Genomic DNA, 23,919 nt, shown 5'->3' with positions numbered 1-23,919 from the left:
AAGAAGAATTATGTTAGATTACCGCCAAAGGATTGATACTCTCATCACCAAAATAGAAAAGGCTCGCATCGCCTATTCAAGGCACCATATTGTCAAAATCGTGGCTGTTTCAAAAAACGCTTCCTTAGAAGCTATCCAACATTACTACAACTGCTCTCAAAGGGCTTTTGGAGAAAATAGAGTTCAAGATTTAAAAACTAAAATGCGCTCTTTAGAGCATTTACCCCTTGAATGGCACATGATAGGCTCTTTACAAGAGAATAAAATCAATGCGCTTTTGAATTTAAAACCCGCTCTTTTGCATTCTTTAGACTCTTTAAAACTCGCTTTGAAGATAGAAAAGCGTTGCGAAGTATTGGGCGTCAATCTAAACGCTCTTTTACAGGTTAATAGCGCGTATGAGGAAAGTAAAAACGGGGTGGTGCCTGAAGAAACGCTAGAAATTTATTCTCAAATCAGTGAAACTTGCAAGCATCTCAAACTTAAGGGGCTTATGTGTATAGGCGCTCATGTTGATGATGAAAAGGAGATTGAGAAATCCTTTACCACCACCAAAAAGCTTTTTGACCGATTAAAGAACGCGAGTATTCTTTCAATGGGCATGAGTGATGATTTTGAATTAGCGATTGCTTGTGGGGCGAATCTTTTGAGGATTGGCTCTTTTTTGTTCAAAGAGTAAGATGCTAGAATCTTATGCACTTAAAAGCGGGGCTGTTTTTATCTCTGATGCGCATTTTTTGCCTAAAAGCCCTCATTTAATCAATACGCTTAAAGAACTTTTACGCGCCAAACCCCCACAAGTCTTTTTCATGGGCGATATTTTCCATGTTCTTGTGGGCTATTTACCCCTAGACAAAGAGCAGCAAAAAATCATTGGTTTAATCCATGCTTTAAGCGAAATTTCACAAGTCTTTTACTTTGAAGGCAACCATGATTTTTCCATGCGTTTTGTATTCAATTCTAAAGTGGTGGTTTTTGAGCGCCAAAACCAGCCCGTATTATTCCAACATGATAACAAACGCTTTTTACTAGCCCATGGGGATTTATTCACCACTAAAGCGTATGAATTTTACATCACGCAACTCACTTCCACTTGGGCTAGATTTTTTTTAACTTTTTTAAATTTATTAAGTTTTAAAACCTTATACCCTCTTTTTAAAAAACTCATTTATCAAAAACCCATCCGCCTTTGGGAATTAGATCCAAAAGAATTAAAAGCCTTTATTGAAAAGCGCCTAAAAGCCTATCAAAACTACATTAAAAATCTTAACATTGGTAACATTGACGGCATTATAGAGGGGCATTTTCACCTCAAAAGCGGTGCAAAAATCCCCTTGAATGCGCCTATTTATTGCCCACTGCCCTCCTTTTATTACGAACAAAGCCTTTTTAAGGTATCATCAAGCGTTTTAGAACCATCTCAAAATAAGGACGCCTAAATCATGGCAGAAAAAACAGCTAACGATTTAAAACTAAGTGAGATAGAACTCGTGGATTTTCGTATTTATGGCATGCAAGAGGGCGTCCCTTATGAGGGGATTTATGGCATTAATGTGGCTAAAGTCCAAGAAATCATCCCCATGCCCACCCTTTTTGAATACCCCACGAATTTGGATTACATTATCGGCGTGTTTGATTTGCGCTCCACGATCATTCCGCTTATAGACTTGGCTAAATGGATAGGGATTGTCCCAGATAAAAGCAAGGAAAACGAAAAAATCGTCATTATCACGGAATTTAATAATGTCAAATTGGGCTTTTTAGTCCATTCGGCTAGGCGTATCAGGCGCATTAGCTGGAAAGATGTGGAGCCTGCATCCTTTAGCGCCTCTAATAGCATCAATAAAGAAAATATCACCGGCACGACCCGCATTGAAAACGACAAAACCTTGCTCATTTTGGATTTAGAAAGCATTTTAGACGATTTAAAACTTAATGAAGACGCCAAAAACACTAAAGATACCCCTAATAAAGAGCGTTTTGAAGGCGAAGTGTTGTTTTTAGACGATAGCAGAACGGCGAGAAAAACCTTAAAAAACCATTTGAGTAAATTGGGTTTTAGCATCACTGAAGCTGTGGATGGGGAAGACGGGCTGAACAAATTAGAAATGTTGTTCAAAAAATACGGGGACGATTTGAGGAAACATTTGAAATTCATTATTTCAGATGTTGAAATGCCTAAAATGGATGGCTATCATTTCTTATTCAAGCTCCAAAAAGACCCTAGGTTTGCCTATATTCCTGTGATTTTTAATTCTTCTATTTGCGATAATTACAGCGCTGAAAGGGCTAAAGAAATGGGGGCTGTAGCGTATTTAGTCAAGTTTGACGCAGAGAAATTCACCGAAGAAATTTCTAAGATTTTAGACAAGAATGCGTAATTCTTTTTATAAAATTGTAAAATACTCTTATCTCAAACGCTAAAAAGGGGTTTTAAATGGATGATTTGCAAGAAATAATGGAGGACTTCTTGATTGAAGCCTTTGAAATGAACGAGCAGTTGGATCAGGATTTAGTGGAGTTGGAGCATAACCCTGAGGATTTGGACTTGCTCAATCGCATTTTTAGAGTCGCTCATACTATTAAAGGCTCTAGCTCGTTTTTGAATCTCAACATTCTCACGCACCTCACGCACAACATGGAAGATGTCCTGAATCGCGCCAGAAAGGGCGAAATCAAAATCACGCCTGATATTATGGATGTCGTGTTGCGCTCCATTGATTTGATGAAAACTTTACTCGTAACGATTAGAGATACCGGCTCTGATGCTAATAACGGCAAGGAAAACGAGATTGAAGAAGCGGTCAAACAGCTTCAAGCTATTACAAGCCAAAATTTAGATGGCACTAAAGAAACTTCAGGAACTAAAGAAGTTTCCAAAGAAGAAGTGAAAAAAGAAGTGAAAGAAGAAAATAAAGAAAACAAGGCAAAAACCCCTACTGCAGAAAACCCCGCGAGCGATAACCCGCTAGCCGATGAGCCGGATTTGGATTATACTAACATGAGCGCTGAAGAAGTGGAAGCGGAAATTGAACGGCTACTCAACAAGCGCCAAGAAGCCGATAAAGAACGAAGAGCCCAAAAAAAACAAGAAGCCAAACCCAAACAAGAAGTTACCCCAACAAAAGAAACCCCCAAAACCGAAACTAAAGCTAAGGCTAAAGCGGATACTGAAGAAAATAAAGCCCCCTCTATTGGCGTGGAGCAAACCGTTAGGGTGGATGTGCGCCGCTTGGATCACTTAATGAATTTAATCGGTGAGCTTGTGTTGGGCAAAAATCGCTTGATCAGGATTTATAGCGATGTGGAAGAACGCTATGATGGGGAAAAGTTTTTAGAGGAATTAAACCAGGTGGTTTCTTCTATTTCAGCGGTAACGACAGACTTGCAACTTGCGGTGATGAAAACCAGGATGCAACCAGTGGGCAAAGTGTTCAATAAATTCCCTCGCATGGTAAGGGATTTGAGCCGGGAATTAGGCAAGAGCATTGAATTGATCATTGAGGGCGAAGAAACCGAATTAGACAAATCCATTGTAGAAGAGATTGGCGATCCGCTCATCCACATTATCCGCAACTCATGCGATCATGGGATTGAGCCTCTAGAAGAAAGAAGAAGGCTTAACAAGCCTGAAACCGGTAAAGTGCAATTGAGCGCGTATAATGAGGGTAACCACATTGTGATTAAAATCTCTGATGATGGCAAGGGATTAGACCCTGTGATGCTTAAAGAAAAAGCGATTGAAAAAGGGGTGATTAGCGAAAGAGACGCTGAAGGCATGAGCGATAGGGAAGCGTTTAACCTCATTTTCAAGCCAGGCTTTTCTACCGCAAAAGTCGTTTCCAATGTTTCAGGCAGAGGCGTTGGCATGGATGTGGTGAAAACCAATATTGAAAAGCTCAATGGGATCATTGAAATTGATTCAGAAGTGGGGGTAGGCACGACTCAAAAGCTTAAAATCCCTCTCACTCTAGCTATCATTCAAGCTTTACTCGTGGGCGTTCAAGAAGAATATTACGCTATCCCGCTTTCTTCAGTATTAGAAACCGTGCGCATCAGCCAGGACGAAATTTACACCGTTGATGGCAAAAGCGTGTTGCGTTTGAGAGATGAGGTGCTTTCTTTGGTGCGCCTTTCTGATATTTTTAAAGTGGATGCCATTTTGGAATCCAACTCAGATGTGTATGTGGTCATCATTGGCTTGGCCGATCAAAAAATTGGCGTGATCGTGGATTATTTAATCGGTCAAGAAGAAGTGGTCATCAAGTCTTTAGGTTACTACCTTAAAAACACTAGAGGCATTGCTGGCGCTACGGTGAGAGGCGATGGGAAAATCACTCTTATTGTAGATGTGGGAGCGATGATGGATATGGCAAAAAGCATCAAGGTCAATATCACTACCTTGATGAATGAATCCGAAAACACCAAGAGCAAAAATTCTCCTAGCGATTATATTGTCTTAGCGATTGATGACAGCAGCACGGATAGAGCGATTATCCGCAAATGTTTAAAACCATTAGGCATCACGCTTTTAGAAGCCACTAACGGGTTAGAAGGCTTAGAAATGCTTAAAAATGGCGATAAGATTCCGGACGCTATTTTAGTGGATATTGAAATGCCTAAAATGGACGGCTACACTTTCGCTTCTGAAGTGCGTAAATACAATAAATTCAAAAACCTGCCTTTGATTGCAGTAACCAGTCGGGTGACTAAAACCGATAGAATGCGCGGCGTTGAATCCGGCATGACTGAATACATCACCAAACCTTATAGCGGTGAATATTTAACCACCGTGGTGAAGCGCAGCATTAAATTAGAAGGAGACCAATCGTGAGCAACCAATTAAAAGATTTATTTGAAAGACAAAAAGAAGCTAGTGCAGGCTCTAAACAAGAAGACAATGAAGAAATTTTGCAATTCATCGGTTTTATTATTGGCGATGAAGAATACGCCATTCCTATTTTGAATATTTTAGAGATCGTCAAACCCATTGGTTACACGCGAGTCCCTGAAACCCCAAACTATGTGCTTGGCGTGTTCAATTTAAGGGGTAATGTCTTTCCGTTGATCAGTTTGCGTTTAAAATTTGGCTTGAAAGCTGAAAAGCAAAATAAAGACACTCGTTATTTGGTGGTGCGCCATAACGATCAGATTGCTGGGTTTTTCATTGATCGCTTAACTGAAGCCATTCGCATCAAACAAACGGATATTGATCCGGTTCCAGAAACTTTGAGCGATAACAATAATCTAACTTATGGCATTGGGAAACAAAACGACAGACTCGTAACCATTTTAAGAGTGGAAGAAATCTTAAAAAAAGACTTCTAAAAACCTTTTTCTATCAAACCCTTATGGGTTTTGTGAAAGATTTATTCCATTAAAAGCTTGATTAAAATCAAGCGATAATGTTTGATTGAAAATAGAGTCTTTTTTAATCTTTTCTTTTAAAAATAGCGTGAAACTTTTTTAAACGGATTAAAAAGAACTTCTTATTTTTTAGTCTTTGTTGCCAACGCTTTTTAATAAGTGGGGCTTTTGCATTGAGACTCGCTAGATTGTAGCTCCCTCCTTTTAAGAATTTCCTATTCCAACACTTTTAAAAGCGCTTCATAATTAGGCTCTTCTAAAATGTTTTGAACGATTTCTTTATAGATAACCACTCCCTTATCATCAAGAACAAACACCGATCGAGCGAGTAAGCCTTGCAAAGAGCCTTTGCCTAACAGCACGCCGTAATTTTCCCCAAAAGCCTTATACCTAAAATCGCTTAAAATTCTCAAGTCCTTAATGCCTTCAGCACCACAAATTTGTCCTTGAGAAAAAGGTAAGTCCATAGAAATAACGCTAAAACTCACAGAAAGCAGTTTGCCGGCTTGCTCGTTGAAGCGTTTGGCTTGGAGCAAACAAACCGATCCGGTTAAGCTAGGGAGTGCACTAATGACTTGAAAACGCACGCCCTGCTTCAATAAACTGACTTCTTGCAAATCGCCATTTACCAATTTCACATCAGGAGCTTTATCGCCCACTTTTAAGGCTTTCCCTCCCAATTGGTATGTTTCTTCTTTAAAAGTAATTTTTTGCATTGTTAAATCCTTTCTAATGAATTGCTATATTGCGTTAGGATAATAGTCCATTAAGGTTAACTTTTAAAAAATTTAAAAAGAATTTGTTTAAAAAGTCGTTTTAATTTTAAAAAACCCCTTAAAATCTACAAAATTTGCATAACGATCAATTTTTAAGAAAAGATTTACCAAAAAGTATTAAAAAATGATTACAATACGGCTATCTAATCACAAGGAGAAAACATGTTTACATTACGAGAGTTGCCTTTTGCTAAAGACAGCATGGGAGATTTTTTAAGCCCTGTAGCGTTTGATTTCCACCATGGGAAACACCATCAAACTTATGTGAATAATTTGAACAACCTCATCAAAGGCACCGATTTTGAGAAAAGTTCTTTGTTTGATATTTTGACGAAGTCTAGCGGAGGCGTGTTCAATAACGCCGCTCAAATTTACAACCACGATTTTTATTGGGATTGCCTAAGCCCCAAAGCGACTGCCTTAAGCGATGAGTTAAAAGGGGCTTTAGAAAAAGATTTCGGCTCATTGGAAAAATTTAAAGAAGACTTCATTAAGAGCGCGACCACTTTGTTTGGCTCTGGCTGGAATTGGGCAGCGTATAATTTGGACACTCAAAAAATTGAAATCATTCAAACGAGCAACGCTCAAACCCCAGTTACGGATAAAAAGGTGCCACTTTTAGTGGTAGATGTGTGGGAGCATGCTTATTATATTGACCATAAAAACGCACGCCCTGTGTATTTGGAAAAATTCTATGGGCATATCAATTGGCATTTTGTTTCTCAATGCTATGAGTGGGCGAAAAAAGAAGGCTTAGGCTCAGTGGATTACTACATTAATGAGTTGGTGCATAAAAAAGCTTAAGCGTTACGGCTATTGTGGTTTAAAGATTTTTAAACCACGCTTCTTTTTTGAATGAAAGACACTCTATTTAATCAATCCCTAAACAAACGCTTTTGTTTTGATGAGAAAGTCGCCCATGTTTTTGATGACATGTTGGAGCGTTCCATCCCCTATTACCATGAAATGTTGGATTTGGGGGCGTATTTTATCGCTCAAAACTTAAAAGAAAATCTCAATCCTAAACCCTTGATTTATGATTTGGGCTGTTCTACCGGGAACTTTTTTATCACGCTTAACCAACAAATCCAACAAGATATTGAGCTTGTAGGGATTGACAATTCCATGCCCATGCTTAAAAAAGCGCAAGAAAAATTAAAAGATTTTAAAAATGCCCGTTTTGAATGCATGGATTTTTTAGAGGTTGAGTTTAAAGAAGCGAGCGCGTTTTCATTGCTTTTTGTGCTGCAATTTGTCCGCCCCATGCAAAGAGAGGTATTGCTCAAAAAGGTTTATAACAGCCTTGCGTTGAATGGGGTTTTATTGGTGGGCGAAAAGATCATGAGCGAAGATCGGATATTAGACAAGCAAATGATAGAGCTATACTACCTTTACAAACAAAATCAAGGCTACAGCCACAATGAAATCGCTTTCAAAAGGGAAGCGTTAGAAAATGTGCTTGTACCTTATAGTTTAAAAGAAAATGTCGCTCTTTTAGAAAGCGTGGGGTTTAAGCATGTGGAAGCGTTGTTTAAATGGGTGAATTTCACGCTGTTAGTTGCCAGAAAAACATGAATTTTTTGAAATAATATATAAAACTTAAGTTTTTAAAAAATATCCACAGGATCCATATTCACGCTGCAAGGGATATTGGGGGCGGTTTTTAAAAGCACATGCACGCTTTTGATTAAGCTTAAAGGATCTTTGGAACGCAATAAAATCAGGTAGCGGTAAGAAGAGGCGATTTTTTCAATGGGGGCTTTAAAGCTGGAGAGCGTTACGCCCTTTTCTAAACACGAAGAAAGGGTTTGAGAGGCTTTTAGGCTCAATTGTTGGGCTTTTTCTTCGTTTTTATGCTTAAACTCTAACAAACACAGCCTTGAAAAAGGCGGGTAGAGTTCGCACCTTTCTTGCAATTCGTATTGTAAAAAATCTTCATAATCTTCTAAGAAATTTTCCAACAGATCGGTTTCGGTGCTTTGAATGAACACTTGGCCAGAAATTTGCCTAGCGCTCCTCCCAGCGATTTGATAGAGTAACGACACGCCTTCTTCTAAAGCCCTGTAACTATTAGATTTAATGATATTGTCTATGCCTAAAACAACCGCTAAACTCACTTTAGCATAATCATGCCCTTTGCTTATCATCTGCGTGCCGATTAAGATATTGGTTTTTTGAGCGTTGAAATCGTTTAAAATATTGTAGAGTTTTTTTTGCGTGCTGGTGTGATCTTTATCCAAAATCGCTATTTTAGCGCCTTTCAAAAGGCCTTCTAATTCGTTCAACACTTGCATAGTGCCTATCCTTTTACCCACTAAAACTTCGCTTTGGCATGTGCTGCAAATTTTAGGGATAGGGCTTGAAAAATGGCAATAATGGCACATGAGTTTGTTGGTTTTTAAATGCAAGCTCATATTCACGCTGCAAAAGGGGCATTGAACGCTTTTGTAACAACTTTGACACAGCAAGGTTTTGAAATTAGCCCTTGTAGGCACAAAAATAATGGCTTGCTCGTTTTTGTCTATCACTTGTTGCAGCACTTCTAGGAGTTTGGGCGTGATAAAACGCTCCGTTTTTTCAAAAATAATGTTTTTTTGCGTGGGGGTGTAGCGCCCCTTTAAGCGCACTAAAGCCTTATCTTTAAAGCGTTTGTAACTATTCAAACTTGGCGTAGCAGAGCCTAAAATGACTTGAATAGGGAATTTATGGGATAAATACAAGCATAAATCCCTAGCGTTATACATGGGGCTTTGCTGGGATTTGTAAGAAAAGTCATGCTCTTCATCTACAATGATTAAACCCAACTCCTTAAGGGGCAAAAACAACGCGCTTCGTGTGCCTACCACTAATTTGATTTCTTGCGAATAAAGCTTTTCTAAAAATTGTTTTTTTTGATTTTGAGAGAGTTTGCTATGCCACAAGCCTAAATTTTCTTTAAAAACCCTTTTAAGGCGTTGTTGCATTTGAGGGGTGAGGGCGATTTCTGGCACTAACAGTAAAGCGCTTTTTTTTTGCTCTAAAGTTTGAGCGATTGAATGCATATAAATCTCGGTTTTCCCGCTACCCGTATCGCCAAAGAGCAAGCTTGCTGAATGTTTTTGCAATTCTTTTAAAGCGTTTGTTTGCGTTTGGCTTAATATATTAAGAACAGGCTCAATTTTTTCTAACCCCACTAAATCGCATTCTTTAAAAGGGGTAAAAAGGCTTAAGACTGAAGAAAGATTAGCCGAGTAATATTGAGCGATAAATAGAGCGAGCTCTATTTGAAAGGGGAGTAAAAAATAAGGGGTTTTTTCCAGTTCTAGGCATTCAAAAGAGGGTTTTGAAACTTCTTCAAGAACGACGCCCAAAAGCGTTTTATTCCTTAAATGGATATTGACTAACGCTCCTTTTTGGTGCCGCTCCTTAGAAAAATAAGTTAAAGGGGGGGTTTTATTTTTTAAAGGAGCGATTAAGTGATAGAACATGATGAGATTTTTTCTAAAAGCTTTTTGAGTTCATTGTGCAAATACTCGTTTTGACAACTTTCATGCAAATAATCCTTTAAAAGCTCTAAGGCGTTTAATTCTTGGTTATGGAAACGCTCTTTTAGGGTGCGTTTCATCTCATCGCTAAAGGTGTTATTGAGAGAGATTTTATAGCATTTGCCTAAATAAGTGATTTCTAAGCTGTCGTTTTCGGAATGCATGTTTTTAATGGTTTATGACAATAAATCAGAGATTTTGTCATAAAGACCTTGAATGCCCTTATCTTTAGCGCTCAATTCATCGTATAAAATAGCGATTTGAATGTCTTTTTCTTCATTTTGCGCATTCAGCGTGGTGTTTGCTTGGCGTAAAGCGTTCAACTCTTCTTCTTGTTTTTTGATTTTTTCAATCAATTCATCAATTTTAGCGCCCAATTGGTTTAACAAACTTAAAGATTGCATAGTAAGCCTTTCATGGTTTTTAAAAGTTATTATATCAAAGCTATTTAATTATCGCAAAATACCCCTATCCCCTTAAGGTAATGACTTTTAGCATAAAATAAAGTAACCAAAGCCCCATGTTTTAAACCATTCTTATGGCGGTATTTGGTATTTTTGATTACCATAAAGCAACAAGATAGAAATCTTGACATGGGAGTGGTAAATGCAAAAAAATATATTGAAAATAACTCTGTTGTTGGTTTTCCTCTTTTTAAAAAACGCTGTTGGTTTAGAGGATAAAAAAGCCGATCTTAAAAGCGTTCAAAATACGCCTAAAAATTTACCCCCTATCCAATTAAGACTCAATCAAGTCCATGAAGAACTTATAGAAATGTTAGAAAATATGGGGAAAGGCACGCAGTATGAGTTCCCTAAAATCAAAGAAATCCTAGAGCAAAGCGAAGAAGAATGGCTCAAAGTCGCCCATGAAGAATGCGTGGCGTTGGTCATGCTCATAAGCCCTAAAGCTTCTATTGAAAATAGCCCAATTTATGAGAATTGCTATGAAGCTTATGTGAAGCAAAGAATCCATGATTTATATGATTTTTACATAGAAAGCAAAAAGGTGAAAAGAAAAATCAAGAAAGCCCATAAGCAAGTGCTCGCTCTTAATGAATCCAAGCCCCTAACAAAAGAGCTGCCTAAAAACGAAAATAAAAAGAGCTTAGTAAAACCCAGCTTAAAAGATGCGAGTATCCCTAAAGGGTATTATTTGCAAGTAGGGGCTTTTTTGAATGCGCCCAGTAAGGATTTTTTGCAAACGCTCAAAACTTTCCCTCACCAAATAAAGAAAAAAGACTCCCTCACGCATTATTTTATTGACCCTTATAAAACGAAAGAAGAAGCCCTAAAACAGCTTGAAAATGCGCTTAAAAGCTTTAAAAATAAGCCTGTATTGGTGGAAAAATAATTTTTACTTAGTTTGATTGGATTTTATAAAGCCATATAGCTATTAGCACGACAAACAAACTCGCGCCCAAAAACACATAGCCTATTATTTTATAAAGGGGGATAAAATTTTTTTGAATCTCTTCTTCTGCAATAATGATTTTAGAAACCCCCAAGCGGTTCGTTGGGGTGCTGTCTGTGAAATAAAAGCCTTGTTTTTTAAGCGTAAAATAAGGGGTTTTGATTAAGGCGTCATTTTTAAAAGAGGCCACAAACGCCCCGATATTAGAAAACTTGACTTTGTTTTTCTCATCTAATAAGACAAAGGGGGTGTTTTTGAATCGTTCTTCTAAGGTTTTTAAAGGCTCTAAAGAATGGGCATTATCCAATTCTAAAAGGCTTTTAGCGATCGCATCAGCGGTGTATTGCATGCGTATTTGGGTGTTTTCTAAGAGGTTATTTTTCGCATAAAAGAAAAATAACGCTAACAAAACCCCCACTAAAAGCAAGGTAGAAAGGGCGTAAAGGATTAAAAAACGCTTTTTAAAAGAATGGGGCATGACAAACCTTTTTGTTTATAGCGGGTTGCATAACACAGCTTTTTACGATTGGATTAAAAACGCTCAAAAACAGCCTCTTTTTTCTACCATATTTATTTAATATTATGGCAAATTTTTGAAAAATTGTTATAATTCCTACACTTTTATTGGCAAATTGATTGAGAAAGGAGTTTAGAACATGCTTGACATATGGATAGATATGATAATTTGTATTTTTTATTTGCTCTTTTTTACGACTCCTTACATTGTGGGCGATATTTTGCAATTGAAATTTATCCGTCAAAAGCTCTGCGAGAAGCCTGTTTTACTCCCACAAAAGGATTATGAAGAAGCGGGGAATTATGCCATTAGGAAAATGCAATTATCCATTATTTCTCAAATTTTAGACGGGATAATCTTTGCTGGTTGGGTCTTTTTTGGTTTGACGCATTTAGAAGATCTCACGCATTATTTAAACCTTTCTGAAACGCTAGGTTACTTGGTGTTTGCCTTGTTGTTTTTAGCGATTCAAAGCGTTTTGTCTTTACCCATTAGCTACTACACCACCATGCATTTGGATAAGGAATTTGGCTTTTCTAAGGTGAGTTTGTCGTTGTTTTTTAAGGATTTTTTCAAAGGGTTATTGCTCACTTTAAGCGTGGGATTGTTGTTGATTTACACTCTTATTATGATCATTGAACATGTGGAACATTGGGAGATCAGCTCGTTTTTTGTCGTGTTTGTTTTTATGATCTTGGCTAATCTTTTTTACCCTAAAATCGCTCAGCTTTTCAACCAATTCACCCCCTTGAATAATAGGGATTTAGAGAGTCAAATTGAGGGCATGATGGATAAAGTGGGTTTTAAATCCGAAGGCATTTTTGTGATGGACGCTAGCAAGAGGGATGGGCGTTTGAATGCGTATTTTGGGGGCTTGGGTAAAAACAAGCGGGTGGTGTTGTTTGACACTTTGATCTCTAAAGTTGGGACAGAAGGGCTTTTAGCCATTTTAGGGCATGAATTAGGGCATTTTAAAAATAAGGATTTGTTGAAAAGTTTAGGGATTATGGGAGGCTTACTCGCTCTTGTTTTTGCTTTGATCGCTCATTTGCCACCGATCGTTTTTGAAGGCTTCAATGTCTCACAAACGCCAGCGAGTTTGATTGCGATTTTACTCTTATTTTTGCCGGTATTTTCTTTTTACGCTATGCCTTTGATCGGGTTTTTTAGCCGAAAGAATGAATACAATGCGGACAAGTTTGGGGCGAGTTTAAGCTCTAAAGAGGTTTTAGCCAAAGCGTTAGTGTCTATTGTGAGTGAAAATAAAGCGTTCCCCTATTCGCACCCTTTTTATGTTTTCTTGCATTTCACGCACCCGCCCCTATTAGAGCGCTTGAAAGCTTTGGATTATGAAATTGAATGACCCTTTCACAAGCCCTAAATAAAGCCAAAAAAGGATTATCGCAAAAAGGTTTTAGGGGGGGATTAGAGTCTGAAATTTTATTAGGCTTTGTCTTGCAAAAAGAAAGGGTTTTTTTGCACACGCATGCCTATTTAGAGTTAAACCACGAAGAAGAGGTGTGCTTTTTTGAATTGGTAGAAAAGCGCTTGAATGACTGCCCCATAGAGTATTTATTAGAAAGCTGTGATTTTTACGGGCGCTCTTTTTTCGTGAATGAGCATGTTTTAATCCCACGGCCTGAAACGGAGATTTTGGTTAAAAAAGCCCTTGATATTATTTCTCAATACCACTTAAAAGAGATAGGCGAAATAGGCGTAGGGAGTGCTTGCGTGTCTGTTAGTTTGGCTTTGGAAAACCCCAAAATTTCCATTCATGCAAGCGATGTTTCATTAAAAGCTTTAGAAGTGGCGTCCAAAAATATTGAACGCTTTTGTCTAAAAGAGCGTGTTTTTTTAAAAAAAACGCATCTTTGGGATCGCATGCCAACGATACAAATGCTTGTCTCTAACCCGCCCTATATCGCTAGTGGTTATCCTTTGGAAAAATCCGTTCTCAAAGAACCGCACAAAGCCCTTTTTGGGGGGGTTAAAGGCGATGAAATCTTAAAAGAAATCATTTTTTTAGCCGCTGGATTAAAAATCCCTTTTTTGGCTTGTGAAATGGGGTATGACCAGTTAAAAAGCTTGAAAGAATGCTTAGAATTTTGCGGTTATGATGCAAAGTTTTACAAGGATTTGAGCGGCTTTGATAGAGGGTTTGTGGGCGTTTTAAAAAGTTTTTTAAGATAAAGTTAAAACTTAATTACCCTTTTAGTGTTACAATAAAAACACTTAAAATCATAAAGGATGCCGCTTATGTATATTGAAAAAATCCTCCAATCTTTACAGAAAAAATACCCCTATCAAAAAGAGTTCCATCAGGCCGTTTATGAAGCTATCACTTCTTTAAAACCCCTTTTAGACAGCGATAAAAGTTATGAAAAGCATGCCATTTTAGAGCGTTTGATTGAGCCTGAAAGGGAGATTTTTTTTAGGGTGTGTTGGCTAGATGATAACCATCAAATCCAAGTCAATCGGGGGTGTAGGGTTGAATTCAATTCAGCTATTGGCCCTTATAAGGGGGGCTTGAGATTCCACCCTAGCGTGAATGAAAGCGTGATCAAGTTTTTAGGCTTTGAGCAAGTGTTGAAAAATTCGCTCACCACTTTGGCTATGGGGGGTGCTAAGGGGGGGAGCGATTTTGACCCTAAAGGGAAGAGCGAGCATGAGATCATGCGTTTTTGCCAGGCGTTCATGAATGAATTATACCGCCATATTGGAGCCACGACTGATGTGCCAGCCGGGGATATTGGAGTGGGCGAAAGAGAGATTGGCTATCTGTTTGGGCAATACAAAAAATTAGTCAATCGTTTTGAAGGCGTATTGACCGGTAAGGGGCTAACTTATGGGGGGAGCTTGTGCAGAAAAGAAGCTACCGGTTATGGGTGCGTGTATTTTGCTGAAGAAATGCTGCAAGAAAGGAACAGCTCTTTAGAGGGTAAGGTTTGCAGCGTTTCTGGGAGCGGTAATGTCTCAATTTACACCATTGAAAAATTGCTTCAAATAGGAGCCAAACCGGTAACAGCGAGCGATTCTAATGGCATGATTTATGATAAAGACGGCATTGATTTAGAGCTTTTGAAAGAGGTTAAAGAAGTGCGTCGTGGGAGGATCAAAGAATACGCCCTAGAAAAACCAAGCGCGAAATACACCCCTATAGAAAATTACCCCAAAGGGGGGAATGCCATATGGCATGTGCCTTGTTTTGCGGCTTTTCCTAGCGCGACTGAGAATGAATTGAGCGTTTTAGACGCTAAAACCCTCCTTTCTAACGGGTGCAAATGCGTGGCTGAAGGGGCGAACATGCCCTCAAGCAATGAAGCGATTGAATTGTTTTTACAGGCTAAGATTTCTTATGGCATAGGCAAGGCGGCTAATGCTGGGGGGGTGAGCGTGAGCGGCTTGGAAATGGCGCAAAACGCGAGCATGCACCCTTGGAGTTTTGAAGTGGTGGATGCGAAATTACACCACATTATGAAAGAGATTTATAAGAATGTCTCTCAAACCGCTAAAGAGTTTAAAGACCCTACTAATTTTGTTTTAGGGGCTAATATCGCTGGCTTTAGAAAAGTAGCGTCTGCGATGATAGCGCAAGGGGTTTGATGGGTTTGTTTTACAAACTTATTTTTTAATCCATCTCCTTATGGTGTGCAACAAGGGTAAGGATTTTTGATAGGCTTTGCGATAGATTTTAAAAGAGGTGTTTTGAAACAATTTCTCCTTTAAACTAATTTAGGCAAACTCAAATGGCGTTTGAAATACGCCAAGATCACGAGAGCAAAAGGTATCGCTACCAAAAAGTATAAAAAAGTAGGGATCGGCAAGGGATCGCCTGCGGCATAGCTGTGCAAGCCAGAAAGGTAGTAATTCACGCCAAAATAAGTCATTAAAACCGAGTAAAACCCTAGCACGCTGCTGCTCGCTAAAATAAAGGGCCAATTTTGAGAGCCTAAAAAACGCAAATGCAAGATTAAAGCATAGACGCAAATAGAAATCAACGCCCAGGTTTCTTTAGGGTCCCACCCCCAATAGCGCCCCCAAGATTCATTCGCCCACACCCCGCCTAAGAAATTCCCGGCCGTGAGCATAAACAGGCCTAAAATCATGCTCATTTCATTGATAGCGCTAATGGAAAGAATGGTTTTGTCTAAATTGAAACGCCCTTGTTTGCGCAAAATAAACAAAACCAAACTCAAAATCCCTAGCACAAAACACAAGCCCAAAAAGCCATAACTAGCGGTGATGATAGAGACATGGATATTGAGCCAATAGGATTTTAACACCGGCACTAAATGGCCAATTTGAGGGTCCATAAAGCCTAAATGGGCCACAAAGAGCGCGATACCGGCTAAAAAGCTAGAGGCCGATAGCGCGAGTTTGGAGCGTAAAACAAACCCTGCAATAACAGAAGCCCATGCGATATAAAGCATGGACTCATAAGCGTTGCTCCAAGGCGAATGCCCGCTCACATACCAGCGTAAAACTAGCCCCATAGAATGAGCGATCGCGCAAAGCAAGATAGCCATATAAAGGGTTTTAGTGAGCCAAATATTTGGAATCGTGTTTTTAACAAGAGAGCTGATCACAACGATAAAAAGCAATAACCCTAGAAGGATATAAGGAAGGGTCAGGCTGTTAAAAAAATTGGTGTGGTTTAAAAAAATTTCAGAATCCACTTTAGAAGAGGGTAAATAGAGGTTTTTGGCATGCTCTTGCTGGTAAATGCTTAAATCTTTTAGGGTTTTTTCTACCTTATCCCATTGATTGGTTTTTAAAGCGTCATCAAACCCGCTAAAAATATTTTTTAAAAACCCCGTTGCCACGCTTGAAATTTCTTTATTAGAGCTGTTGATCGCTTCAATGGGTGAGAGCCAAGCAGTGGTTTTATCGCTAGGGAAAATGCGTAAAAATTGAGCGCTAAAAAGCGTATAGACTAAGTTGATGCGTTCATCTACTTTTAAGACATCTTTATCCAACTCGTTGCGCTCGTTAGGGGATTTTTGATTGACTTCTTCAACAAGATTTTTTAATTTATACCCACGGCTATCAAACGCATCTCTAAAAGCGATACGGCTCTCATCTAAAGGCGTGCCGATAAGCTTTCTTAAGGCTTTACTAGAAGTGTAAATCATCTTAATACTGCGCCAATCATTGGGGAAAAACATGATCCCTAAAAGCGCTTGCATGGCGTTTAGCCCCTGAAAATCATCTTTTTTTAAAATCTTATGGATGTATTCAATGCTAATGGTATCAAGGGGTTTGATACGCCCGTCAAAATCCTGGACTTGAAGCCTTTGAAAGGCTTTTAAGTGGTCTTTGGAATACTCTCTTAAACGCTTCAAACGCTCTAAAATCGCGCTTTTAGAATCTTCTTTATTGGCGGGATTTTCTACGCTTTGTCGTTCTATTTGAGCGCTTTTTCCCCCATGCATGTCAATTGGAGCTTCATTGGCGAACGAGGAAGTAAAAGGGCTGATCAAAATTAAAGCGATCAAGAAACTAGCAACTTGTTGGGATTTTAAAAAGCGTGAAAGCTTTAAAAAACGCCCATTTTTATCCAAAAGCAACCACAAAGCCCCCAAAATAAGCATCGCATACCCTAAATAGGTGGGGATTTTACCCGGATCTTTATTGACAGAAAGGATTGTGCCTTTTTCATCTGTATCATAGGAAGATTGGAAAAAGCGATAGCCTTCATAATCTAAAACATGGTTCATAAAAATCCTATAAGGTTTGATTAAAGTGTTATCCAATTTCAAAACTTCCACCTCTGAAGCGTAAGATGAAGGGCTCATAGAGCCGGCGTAGCGTTCTAATTCAAAACGCTTCAGTTTGATTTGAAAGGGCAATTCAATGTAAGCGGATCCAAAACTTAAAGAGAGTTTGTCGTCTTTAAACACCTCGCTTTCTTCTATGCCTTCATTCCTGTTGGTTTTAATGAGGTTGAATTTGCGGCTCACGCCGTTATAGGTCGCTTTTAACACTAAAATGGTAGCGTCATCTTTTTTAATGGCGTTTTGCTTGTAAATCTCTAAGGGTTCTAAAATTAAAGGCTTGTGATTTAAAGTGGCATGAATGGGTCTTAATCGTTTGGAATGATAAAAGGTTAAAGGCGTTTTTAAAGAAAGTTTAGTGGTGTCATTAAGAGTGATATTAAGGTAAGTGTCCGCGCTTTCAAAAGAGCTTTGCGTGCTATTTTCTCGCACATGCATAAGCCCTTCTACACCAAAAAATCGTGTGATGGCTGCCCCTAAAATGATTAAAATCAAGGAGCTGTGGAAAAAAAGGCTTGCGTATCTTTTGCGCCCTAAAGCTTTAGATTTAATGAATGTGCCTATTAAAACCACCAATAAATACGCATGCAAAAAATTAAACCAAGGGGTGTTATACACAATCGCCTTACTCGCGCTCGTGCCGTAATCGTTTTCTATAAAAGTGGCTATCGCGCACGCTAAGGCATAGAGCGCGATTAAAGGGATAGCGACCCAAAAAGAAGCGAATAAAAAATAAATCAAGCTCTTAAGGCTTTTCATGCACTTTCCTAGCTGGATTTGTTTTTAGAAAGGTTGGTTTTATACTTGATGTAAGCCTTTAGTTTTTTAGTGAGATCCTCATCGTTTTTGGTGTCTTGATACTTCCCATCGCCGATAAATTCTAACACCGCTAAAAATTGCGTGGAAGGCATATAGCCGGGCAATTCATAGATGGTTTTGCCGGTTTTATCGGATAAAACAATCGTAGGGGTGGATTGGACGGCATAAATTTGCGCTAATTCTTCTGTGGACATTTTGATTTCTTTTTCATCATTTTTATCCTTATCGCCGACTTTAAAATCATGCTCTTTGGAGTAGCTGATATTGACATAGTAAGCGCTAAAATGCTCTTTAACATAGTCGTGCAATTCTTTGACATTTTTAAGATCTTTTTTAAACCTTTCACAATAGGAGCAACCATTACGGCCAAACACTAAAAGCATGTATTTATCGTTAGGGCTAATGGACTTATTGTCTGAAAAAATATCTTCTAAACCGGCATAGCTCTTTTTGTCTATATTATCTCGCTCATCATTTAATTCTTTGGAGCTTTGAGAACCGGAGCTTAAAAGATTTTCATCTAATTTGTCCTTATTGTTGGATTTGCAAGCGCTTAAAAATAACGAAATCAATAGCAAAACGCTTAAAAATTTCTTGGAAACATAAGAAAGTGAAAACATGTAATAACCTTTACTTTTTAATAGATTTGAAAACTTGGTATTTTACTATAATAATCGCTTTTTTATGCGCATTTCACTCACTTTTAAGGTTTTTTACTAATTCAATGATAAATTTTGCAAACTCTATAGAATCGTTTAAGCATGGGCAAACTAAATATTCTTTAACCGCCAAGCGCTCTGCCATCAAGCGGTATTGCATGTCTAGTTCATAGATCGTTTCAGAATTATCAATCGTGAAAGCTAAAGGATAGATGATAATATGAGATTTGCGGTGCTTTTCTATCAACTCTTCAGTGCTTGGCTCTAGCCATTTCATAGGCCCTAGTTTGGATTGATAAGAGAGTAAGACTTCTTTAAAAGGGATATTTTTTTGTTGCATCAACTCTTTTAACAAGCTCACATGGTGTTCGCATTCTTGCTGGTAAGTATCGCCGGCATCAATAACGCTTTTAGGTAAGCCATGGACAGAAAAGATTAAAACAAAATCCTGGCTTTTGCGGTTGTTTAGGGCGCTTAAAATCGTGTTTAAAATGATTTCATTAAGCTTTTTGTCAGCATAAAAGCGCTCTATCACTCGCACCTTAGGGCGGAAAGTTTCTAAAGATTTGAGAGCGTTAAAAGCGTCATTAAAACTAGAAAGGGTGGTGGTGCTAGAGTATTGCGGATACATGGAAAAAAACACCAAGCTTTCTACCTCTTTTAAGGCTAGATCTTGCAAGACCATAGACGCATAAGGGGGGGTATAACGCATCGCATAAGTGTAAAAGCGAGAAGGATCCAATTCGTTCAAACGCTCTGTAAGGGCGAATGTGATAGGCGTTAAAGGGGATTTGCCTCCTAATTTTTCATAGATTTTTTTGGATTTTTCTATGCGGCTATTGACAATCATTTTACCCACCATTTTACGCATGAAATTATTTTTAATGGTAAGGATAAAGGGGTCATCAAACATGTTTTTTAAAAACACCCCCACTTCATAAAGGCTGTTAGGCCCTCCCATATTCAAAAGAACGACTGCTTCTTTGGGGGATTTTGCGGCGTGATTTTCTAAATTATTGAGCTTTTCATTGATCAAATTCATCAGCACATGCTAAAATAAAACGATTAATAAAAAATAAATCGTTAGAAAGAAGTTAATGTTAGAGATGAGTTTGCAAGCATTAAATACACAAGATTCTTCTGTGATGGCTCAATCCTTGCTTATCCATGCCTTTTTTGCCGCTTTGCTTGCCCTAGCCTTTATGATCAATCTTTACACCCTTTTTAAAGAAAAGAATTTCATCCAATTGAACAAAAAAATCTATCTTGTCATGCCAGCGATTTACATTCTTTTAAGCATCGCTCTTTTGAGCGGGATTTTTATTTGGGCGATGCAACAATTTGAATTTTCTTTTAGCGCTGTTATTATGCTTTTAGGGCTGTTGTTGATGCTTATAGCAGAAATCAAACGCCATAAAAGCGTGAAATTCGCCATCACTAAAAAAGAAAGGATGGAAGCGTATATCAAAAAGGCTAAAATCCTGTATTTTTTAGAAACGATTCTTATTGTTGTGTTAATGGGTCTTTGAATGCGTTTTGTCTACCACCCTTTAGCCAAAGAGCCTGTTTTAAAAATAGAAGGCGAGAGTTATATCCATTTATACCGCTCAAGGCGTATCAAAAGCGCGAGTCGTTTGGATTTAAGAAATTTAAAAGACGGCTTTTTATACACCTATGAGCATGCAGAAATCACTAAAAAACACGCCCTTTTAAAGCTAGTGGGCGCGCAACCATTAGAGATTATGGCTAATAAAAAAACGCATTTGATTTTAAGCGTGATTGAAATCAAAAGCATTGAAAAAATCCTACCCTTTTTAAACCAGTTAGGCGTGAGCAAGTTGAGTTTGTTCTACGCGGATTTTAGCCAACGCAATGAAAAAATAGACAGCGCCAAATTAGAGCGCTTTCAAAAGATTTTGATTCATTCTTGCGAGCAGTGCGGCCGCAGCGCTTTAATGGAATTGGAAGCGTTTTCAAACACTAAAGAGGTGTTAAACGCCTACCCTAAAGCGAGTGTTTTGGATTTTAAGGGTGAAATACTACCCGCAAGCACGGATTTTGAAAAGGGCGTTATCATAGGGCCTGAAGGGGGCTTTAGCGAACCAGAAAGGGAGTGTTTTAAAGAGCGTGAAATTTATCGCATCCCGTTAGATATGGTGCTAAAGTCTGAGAGTGCATGCATGTTTGTGGCGAGTATCGCGCAAGTTTAGGGGGTTATTGGGGATTTTAAATCCTAGAAAATCCACCCGTAATTAAAAAACACTTTAAAATGACTGCCCCCCTCATTCAAAACAACAGAGTTCGCATAGATGCCATTATTAGAAGCGATTTTAATACCGCTTTGGATTAAAGGAACGCTAATGCCTACAGAATATTTAGAATGCTTGTAGCGGTAATTAAACCCAGTAACTATATCTAAATTACCGCTTCCTTTGACTTGATTGAAAACATAGTAGCTATTGTATAAGCCCCTTAACCCCCCAAACACCCCAAAAGAGGAAGCAAAAACTTTTTTAGTTGGATTGCCTTGCTTTTTATTAGCGTAAGTGGTGATGAAATCAAACAACACATCCATTCCCCCACCATAGCTTAATTGCTGGATTTTTTCGTTATTGGCTTGAGCGTAGTTGTATTTGATGATGCCGTAATAGGCTAACCCGATGTAGTCATTGAAATAATGTTGGTAGCCTATTTTAACATTAGCGCCTAAAATAGGGCTTCTAAAAGATTGTTGGGTGCTAGAAGTTAAAAAGCTTTGATTGAACGCACTAAACACAGAGCCAACAAAAGCTCTTGCGTTCAAACTGGCGTCTAAATAGTTAGCTTGGCTGCTCAAATTAGCGAAATTAATGGGAAGGGCGTTTTGATTGATGAGCTGCTGCCAAACGGCGGTGGTAACCCCTATAAGCCCAGCGGGGACTTGAGCGCAATTCGTATAAATGGAATTGGGGTAATTGCCCGCTGTATAGACTTGGTGGTTGTCCTTATAAAAAGAACATACATTATAGGTGTAACCATCCCGATCTTTCACTTCTTTCCCATTTGTAAATTTTAGTTCTTCTTTCCCATTGACTAACTCTTCTTTTCCACCCTCACATTCTTGTATGGCTACGCCGTTTTCTTGACACAAGCGCACTCTTTGATAAGTCATGTTCCCATTATGCGTATAGCCTTTAGTGTGGCTAAATTCATGGATAATGTCTCTTAATTCCACAATATCAACTTTGTTCAAAGTTTTACCAAACAATTTTTCAGGATTTAAGGCAGAAGCTTCTATCCCCAGATTACCATCATTATCATCAAGTTCATACCCTAGCCCTACAAACCCTGATTTTAGGATATTCACTTCAAGATTGATCGTTCTTCTAAACGCATCTATAACGGATTGTGGGGTTAGCACGTATTTTTCATAGATGGGAGCGACACGCCCGTTATTGAAAGGATTCACGCACTTAGGAAAGTCAGAGCCGCACTCTGATGAGCTGTTAGAAAATTGGAAAGGAGCGTTTAAAACGGCTTCTTCCCACGATTTGGAGTCAAACACCGCAATCATGTCTAACATTAAATTGGTCAATTCTTCTGCGGTTTGTGGGGTGAAATCTGACACACAATCATGGCAATTACCTTTAAAATTGTTAGTATCGGCGTTTTCATAACTCATCGTTACATTGGTCGTGATTTGACTGAGCTTTTGAAACAAACTCTGCGTGTTAGCATCAGAAAATTGTGTGGCAGTGGCTTGAAGTTGTTGGTAATTAAAGCTATCAGCTTGTTCAAATTCTGAATCATTAAACAAGCTTGCAGGCAGAATGATTTGAGAATCCTTAGGGATAGTCTCTATCACGCCTAAATTAACTACTTTGCCTTGAGCGTCTTTAAAACTCAGTTCAACATTGTTTAAATTGTAAGGCAGAAAGTTTTGTATGGTTACGCTCCCATTAACCATATTCGCATACACAGGGCTTTGAGAATAAAAAGTTAAGCCATTTTCTATATTGTCCGTGGTGAATAGTTCGGTCGCTTTTTCTAAAATGGTGCTTTAGGGTATGTAGTATCTCCCATAGACGCTTTGTGGGGTGGCTGTATCGCTCTTGTTTTGTTCTTTGGGTTGCTCTTTAGTTTGTGGGTGGGTTAGGGGGTTTTCATAGATTTTTTGGGTGTTTTGGGTGTTTTGGGTGTTTTGGGTTATTGTTTGTTCTTTAGTTTGTGTGCCTTCTAATAGCCCGGTTTCAAACCCGGCTTCTATAAAAAAGCCGTCTTTTTGGTGTTTTTGAAAGGCTTCTAAAGGGTTGAACAAGCCGATTAAAGACAAGCAAATCGTTTTACTAACGAATCTTAGCATGGTAATTTCCTAAATGGTTTAGCGTTTTGTTCTCAAAGAGTTTGCAACTCAATGAAACTGAAGTTTCGTATTATAATATATTTTTGAGAAATTGCGGTATTGTTTGTATTAAAAAATAAACAACGCTCAAAGGATAAGCGCTTTTATCTTTCTTCAAATCACTTTAAAATTTTAGGCAAAGTGATGCCCACTTGCCCTTGATACTTACCGCCTCTGTCTTTATAGCTTTGCTCGCACATTTCATCGCCTTGTAAAAACACCACTTGTGCGATCCCCTCATTGGCATAGACTTTAGCCGGTAGATTAGTAGTGTTAGAAATTTCAATCGTGATATAGCCTTCAAATTCCGGCTCAAAAGGCGTAACATTCACAATGATCCCACACCTGGCGTAAGTGCTTTTGCCTAAACAAATCGCTAAGGTGTCTTTAGGCATTTTAAAATACTCTATCGTATGGGCTAGGGCGAACGCGTTAGCGGGCAAGATAAAAAAGCCTTCTCTACTCGCATCAATTTTAGTCGCGTTGTTGGGGTCAAAGTTTTTAGGGTCAATTAAAGCGTTTTTGTTATCAAAGAGCATGAACTCACTCCCCACTCTAATATCATACCCGTAACTGCTCAAACCATAGCTGATCACATTTTTACCGACTTGCTTTTCGCAAAAAGGGCTAATCATGCCATGCTCTAAACTCATTTTTTTAATCCAAGAATCCGCTTTTAATCCCATACG

Annotated in this window: 22 protein-coding genes and 2 pseudogenes; 13 read left to right on the top strand and 11 right to left on the bottom strand. The window is 38.6% G+C overall.

Annotation, left to right across the window (positions count from 1 at the left end; all coding sequences use genetic code 11):
* Positions 1-10 precede the first annotated feature (10 nt).
* Genes QAP06_RS02555 through cheW form a run of 5 tightly spaced genes read left to right on the top strand, consistent with a single transcriptional unit; the run spans position 11 to position 5,328 of the window.
* Positions 11-679, top strand: a complete 669-nt coding sequence (locus tag QAP06_RS02555) for a YggS family pyridoxal phosphate-dependent enzyme (RefSeq protein ID WP_286466280.1) — start codon at positions 11-13, stop codon at positions 677-679.
* Position 680: 1 nt separating this feature from the next.
* Positions 681-1,439 (top strand): UDP-2,3-diacylglucosamine diphosphatase, encoded by a 759-nt coding sequence (locus tag QAP06_RS02550; protein WP_286466278.1) that lies wholly within the window; start codon positions 681-683, stop codon positions 1,437-1,439.
* Between the two features lie 3 nt (positions 1,440-1,442).
* On the top strand, positions 1,443-2,381 hold the full coding sequence (gene cheV3 / locus QAP06_RS02545) for a chemotaxis protein CheV3 (RefSeq protein ID WP_231175916.1): 939 nt from the start codon (positions 1,443-1,445) through the stop codon (positions 2,379-2,381).
* Positions 2,382-2,437: 56 nt separating this feature from the next.
* Positions 2,438-4,834, top strand: a complete 2,397-nt coding sequence (gene cheAY2 / locus QAP06_RS02540; protein WP_286466273.1) for a chemotaxis histidine kinase/response regulator CheAY2 — start codon at positions 2,438-2,440, stop codon at positions 4,832-4,834.
* Positions 4,831-5,328, top strand: coding sequence for a chemotaxis protein CheW (gene cheW / locus QAP06_RS02535; protein WP_000070766.1), 498 nt, complete (start codon positions 4,831-4,833; stop codon positions 5,326-5,328). The genes cheAY2 and cheW overlap by 4 nt, the downstream gene beginning before the upstream one ends.
* Before the next feature lie 254 nt (positions 5,329-5,582).
* On the opposite strand, the gene tpx is transcribed toward cheW, so the two are convergent.
* Entirely contained in the window at positions 5,583-6,083 is a 501-nt protein-coding gene (gene tpx, locus QAP06_RS02530; protein WP_286466271.1) for a thiol peroxidase, read from the bottom strand.
* A gap of 222 nt (positions 6,084-6,305) precedes the next feature.
* On the opposite strand from tpx, the gene sodB reads away from it, so the two are divergent.
* Both sodB and cmoA read left to right on the top strand, forming a co-directional pair.
* A complete protein-coding gene (gene sodB / locus QAP06_RS02525; protein ID WP_000494629.1) occupies positions 6,306-6,947 on the top strand; it encodes a superoxide dismutase [Fe] in 642 nt (213 codons plus the stop codon).
* Between the two features lie 51 nt (positions 6,948-6,998).
* On the top strand, positions 6,999-7,718 hold the full coding sequence (gene cmoA / locus QAP06_RS02520) for a carboxy-S-adenosyl-L-methionine synthase CmoA (RefSeq protein ID WP_286466269.1): 720 nt from the start codon (positions 6,999-7,001) through the stop codon (positions 7,716-7,718).
* A gap of 32 nt (positions 7,719-7,750) precedes the next feature.
* On the opposite strand, the gene QAP06_RS02515 is transcribed toward cmoA, so the two are convergent.
* From QAP06_RS02515 to QAP06_RS02505, 3 genes are read right to left on the bottom strand one after another with little or no spacing between them, the layout of a single operon-like run.
* Positions 7,751-9,610, bottom strand: a complete 1,860-nt coding sequence (locus tag QAP06_RS02515; protein ID WP_286466267.1) for a primosomal protein N' — start codon at positions 9,608-9,610, stop codon at positions 7,751-7,753.
* The gene (locus QAP06_RS02510; RefSeq protein ID WP_286466265.1) at positions 9,595-9,831 is read right to left on the bottom strand and encodes a hypothetical protein; all 237 of its coding nucleotides are present in this window, start codon (positions 9,829-9,831) and stop codon (positions 9,595-9,597) included. Before QAP06_RS02510 ends, QAP06_RS02515 begins: the two co-directional genes overlap by 16 nt.
* 12 nt (positions 9,832-9,843) lie before the next feature.
* Positions 9,844-10,071 carry a cell division protein ZapB gene (locus QAP06_RS02505; protein ID WP_001191188.1) on the bottom strand — a complete coding sequence of 76 codons (228 nt, stop codon included), beginning with the start codon at positions 10,069-10,071 and terminating at the stop codon, positions 9,844-9,846.
* 202 nt (positions 10,072-10,273) lie between these two features.
* Here QAP06_RS02505 and QAP06_RS02500 point away from each other — a divergent pair, with 202 nt between their 5' ends.
* On the top strand, positions 10,274-11,020 hold the full coding sequence (locus QAP06_RS02500) for an SPOR domain-containing protein (RefSeq protein ID WP_286466263.1): 747 nt from the start codon (positions 10,274-10,276) through the stop codon (positions 11,018-11,020).
* A gap of 7 nt (positions 11,021-11,027) precedes the next feature.
* Here the strand turns inward: QAP06_RS02500 and QAP06_RS02495 are convergent, their stop codons facing one another.
* Positions 11,028-11,558 carry a hypothetical protein gene (locus QAP06_RS02495; protein WP_286466261.1) on the bottom strand — a complete coding sequence of 177 codons (531 nt, stop codon included), beginning with the start codon at positions 11,556-11,558 and terminating at the stop codon, positions 11,028-11,030.
* Between the two features lie 178 nt (positions 11,559-11,736).
* Here QAP06_RS02495 and QAP06_RS02490 point away from each other — a divergent pair, with 178 nt between their 5' ends.
* From QAP06_RS02490 to gdhA, 3 genes are all read left to right on the top strand, one after another.
* The gene (locus QAP06_RS02490; protein ID WP_286466259.1) at positions 11,737-12,960 is read left to right on the top strand and encodes a M48 family metallopeptidase; all 1,224 of its coding nucleotides are present in this window, start codon (positions 11,737-11,739) and stop codon (positions 12,958-12,960) included.
* Complete coding sequence (locus tag QAP06_RS02485; RefSeq protein ID WP_286466258.1) at positions 12,957-13,787, top strand: peptide chain release factor N(5)-glutamine methyltransferase; 831 nt, start codon at positions 12,957-12,959, stop codon at positions 13,785-13,787. The genes QAP06_RS02490 and QAP06_RS02485 overlap by 4 nt, the downstream gene beginning before the upstream one ends.
* Before the next feature lie 66 nt (positions 13,788-13,853).
* Complete coding sequence (gene gdhA, locus QAP06_RS02480) at positions 13,854-15,200, top strand: NADP-specific glutamate dehydrogenase (protein WP_286466256.1); 1,347 nt, start codon at positions 13,854-13,856, stop codon at positions 15,198-15,200.
* Positions 15,201-15,218: 18 nt separating this feature from the next.
* Here gdhA and QAP06_RS02475 read toward each other — a convergent pair.
* The 4 genes and pseudogenes from QAP06_RS02475 to hemH all read right to left on the bottom strand — a co-directional run.
* A pseudogene (locus tag QAP06_RS02475) lies at positions 15,219-15,314 on the bottom strand (fucosyltransferase); the annotation flags it as partial.
* A gap of 5 nt (positions 15,315-15,319) precedes the next feature.
* Complete coding sequence (gene ccsA / locus QAP06_RS02470) at positions 15,320-18,130, bottom strand: cytochrome c biogenesis protein CcsA (protein WP_286466255.1); 2,811 nt, start codon at positions 18,128-18,130, stop codon at positions 15,320-15,322.
* A gap of 8 nt (positions 18,131-18,138) precedes the next feature.
* Entirely contained in the window at positions 18,139-18,810 is a 672-nt protein-coding gene (locus QAP06_RS02465) for a SoxW family protein (RefSeq protein WP_286466253.1), read from the bottom strand.
* Positions 18,811-18,883: 73 nt separating this feature from the next.
* Positions 18,884-19,891, bottom strand: a complete 1,008-nt coding sequence (hemH, locus tag QAP06_RS02460) for a ferrochelatase (protein WP_286466252.1) — start codon at positions 19,889-19,891, stop codon at positions 18,884-18,886.
* A 55-nt stretch (positions 19,892-19,946) separates the two neighbouring features.
* Here hemH and QAP06_RS02455 point away from each other — a divergent pair, with 55 nt between their 5' ends.
* Both QAP06_RS02455 and QAP06_RS02450 read left to right on the top strand, forming a co-directional pair.
* Positions 19,947-20,378, top strand: a complete 432-nt coding sequence (locus tag QAP06_RS02455) for a hypothetical protein (RefSeq protein ID WP_000892089.1) — start codon at positions 19,947-19,949, stop codon at positions 20,376-20,378.
* Complete coding sequence (locus tag QAP06_RS02450) at positions 20,379-21,059, top strand: 16S rRNA (uracil(1498)-N(3))-methyltransferase (protein ID WP_286466250.1); 681 nt, start codon at positions 20,379-20,381, stop codon at positions 21,057-21,059.
* Positions 21,060-21,082: 23 nt separating this feature from the next.
* On the opposite strand, the pseudogene QAP06_RS02445 reads toward QAP06_RS02450, so the two are convergent.
* Positions 21,083-23,191 (bottom strand): annotated as a pseudogene (locus QAP06_RS02445) (porin family protein).
* 158 nt (positions 23,192-23,349) lie between these two features.
* Positions 23,350-23,916: a dCTP deaminase gene (dcd, locus tag QAP06_RS02440; RefSeq protein WP_286467384.1), complete on the bottom strand. Its 567-nt coding sequence runs from the start codon at positions 23,914-23,916 to the stop codon at positions 23,350-23,352.
* Positions 23,917-23,919: the final 3 nt, after the last annotated feature.

Origin of the sequence: Helicobacter pylori (genome assembly GCF_030323545.1) — a bacterium.
GTDB lineage: Bacteria > Campylobacterota > Campylobacteria > Campylobacterales > Helicobacteraceae > Helicobacter > Helicobacter pylori_CO.
The sequence above is the reverse complement of the archived record's forward strand: the minus strand, read 5'-3'. Positions and strand labels throughout refer to the sequence as shown.

Coding starts and splice junctions, on each gene's coding strand:
- QAP06_RS02450 (WP_286466250.1), top strand. CDS start 20,379: ATGCGTTTTGTCTACCACCCTTTAGCCAAAGAGCCTGTTTTAAAAATA.
- QAP06_RS02495 (WP_286466261.1), bottom strand. CDS start 11,558: ATGCCCCATTCTTTTAAAAAGCGTTTTTTAATCCTTTACGCCCTTTCT.
- sodB (WP_000494629.1), top strand. CDS start 6,306: ATGTTTACATTACGAGAGTTGCCTTTTGCTAAAGACAGCATGGGAGAT.
- cheAY2 (WP_286466273.1), top strand. CDS start 2,438: ATGGATGATTTGCAAGAAATAATGGAGGACTTCTTGATTGAAGCCTTT.
- QAP06_RS02465 (WP_286466253.1), bottom strand. CDS start 18,810: ATGTTTTCACTTTCTTATGTTTCCAAGAAATTTTTAAGCGTTTTGCTA.
- QAP06_RS02500 (WP_286466263.1), top strand. CDS start 10,274: ATGCAAAAAAATATATTGAAAATAACTCTGTTGTTGGTTTTCCTCTTT.
- QAP06_RS02505 (WP_001191188.1), bottom strand. CDS start 10,071: ATGCAATCTTTAAGTTTGTTAAACCAATTGGGCGCTAAAATTGATGAA.
- QAP06_RS02555 (WP_286466280.1), top strand. CDS start 11: ATGTTAGATTACCGCCAAAGGATTGATACTCTCATCACCAAAATAGAA.
- QAP06_RS02515 (WP_286466267.1), bottom strand. CDS start 9,610: ATGTTCTATCACTTAATCGCTCCTTTAAAAAATAAAACCCCCCCTTTA.
- cheV3 (WP_231175916.1), top strand. CDS start 1,443: ATGGCAGAAAAAACAGCTAACGATTTAAAACTAAGTGAGATAGAACTC.
- hemH (WP_286466252.1), bottom strand. CDS start 19,891: ATGAATTTGATCAATGAAAAGCTCAATAATTTAGAAAATCACGCCGCA.
- dcd (WP_286467384.1), bottom strand. CDS start 23,916: ATGGGATTAAAAGCGGATTCTTGGATTAAAAAAATGAGTTTAGAGCAT.
- QAP06_RS02550 (WP_286466278.1), top strand. CDS start 681: ATGCTAGAATCTTATGCACTTAAAAGCGGGGCTGTTTTTATCTCTGAT.
- QAP06_RS02510 (WP_286466265.1), bottom strand. CDS start 9,831: ATGCATTCCGAAAACGACAGCTTAGAAATCACTTATTTAGGCAAATGC.
- QAP06_RS02490 (WP_286466259.1), top strand. CDS start 11,737: ATGCTTGACATATGGATAGATATGATAATTTGTATTTTTTATTTGCTC.
- tpx (WP_286466271.1), bottom strand. CDS start 6,083: ATGCAAAAAATTACTTTTAAAGAAGAAACATACCAATTGGGAGGGAAA.
- QAP06_RS02485 (WP_286466258.1), top strand. CDS start 12,957: ATGACCCTTTCACAAGCCCTAAATAAAGCCAAAAAAGGATTATCGCAA.
- ccsA (WP_286466255.1), bottom strand. CDS start 18,130: ATGAAAAGCCTTAAGAGCTTGATTTATTTTTTATTCGCTTCTTTTTGG.
- gdhA (WP_286466256.1), top strand. CDS start 13,854: ATGTATATTGAAAAAATCCTCCAATCTTTACAGAAAAAATACCCCTAT.
- QAP06_RS02455 (WP_000892089.1), top strand. CDS start 19,947: ATGTTAGAGATGAGTTTGCAAGCATTAAATACACAAGATTCTTCTGTG.
- cmoA (WP_286466269.1), top strand. CDS start 6,999: ATGAAAGACACTCTATTTAATCAATCCCTAAACAAACGCTTTTGTTTT.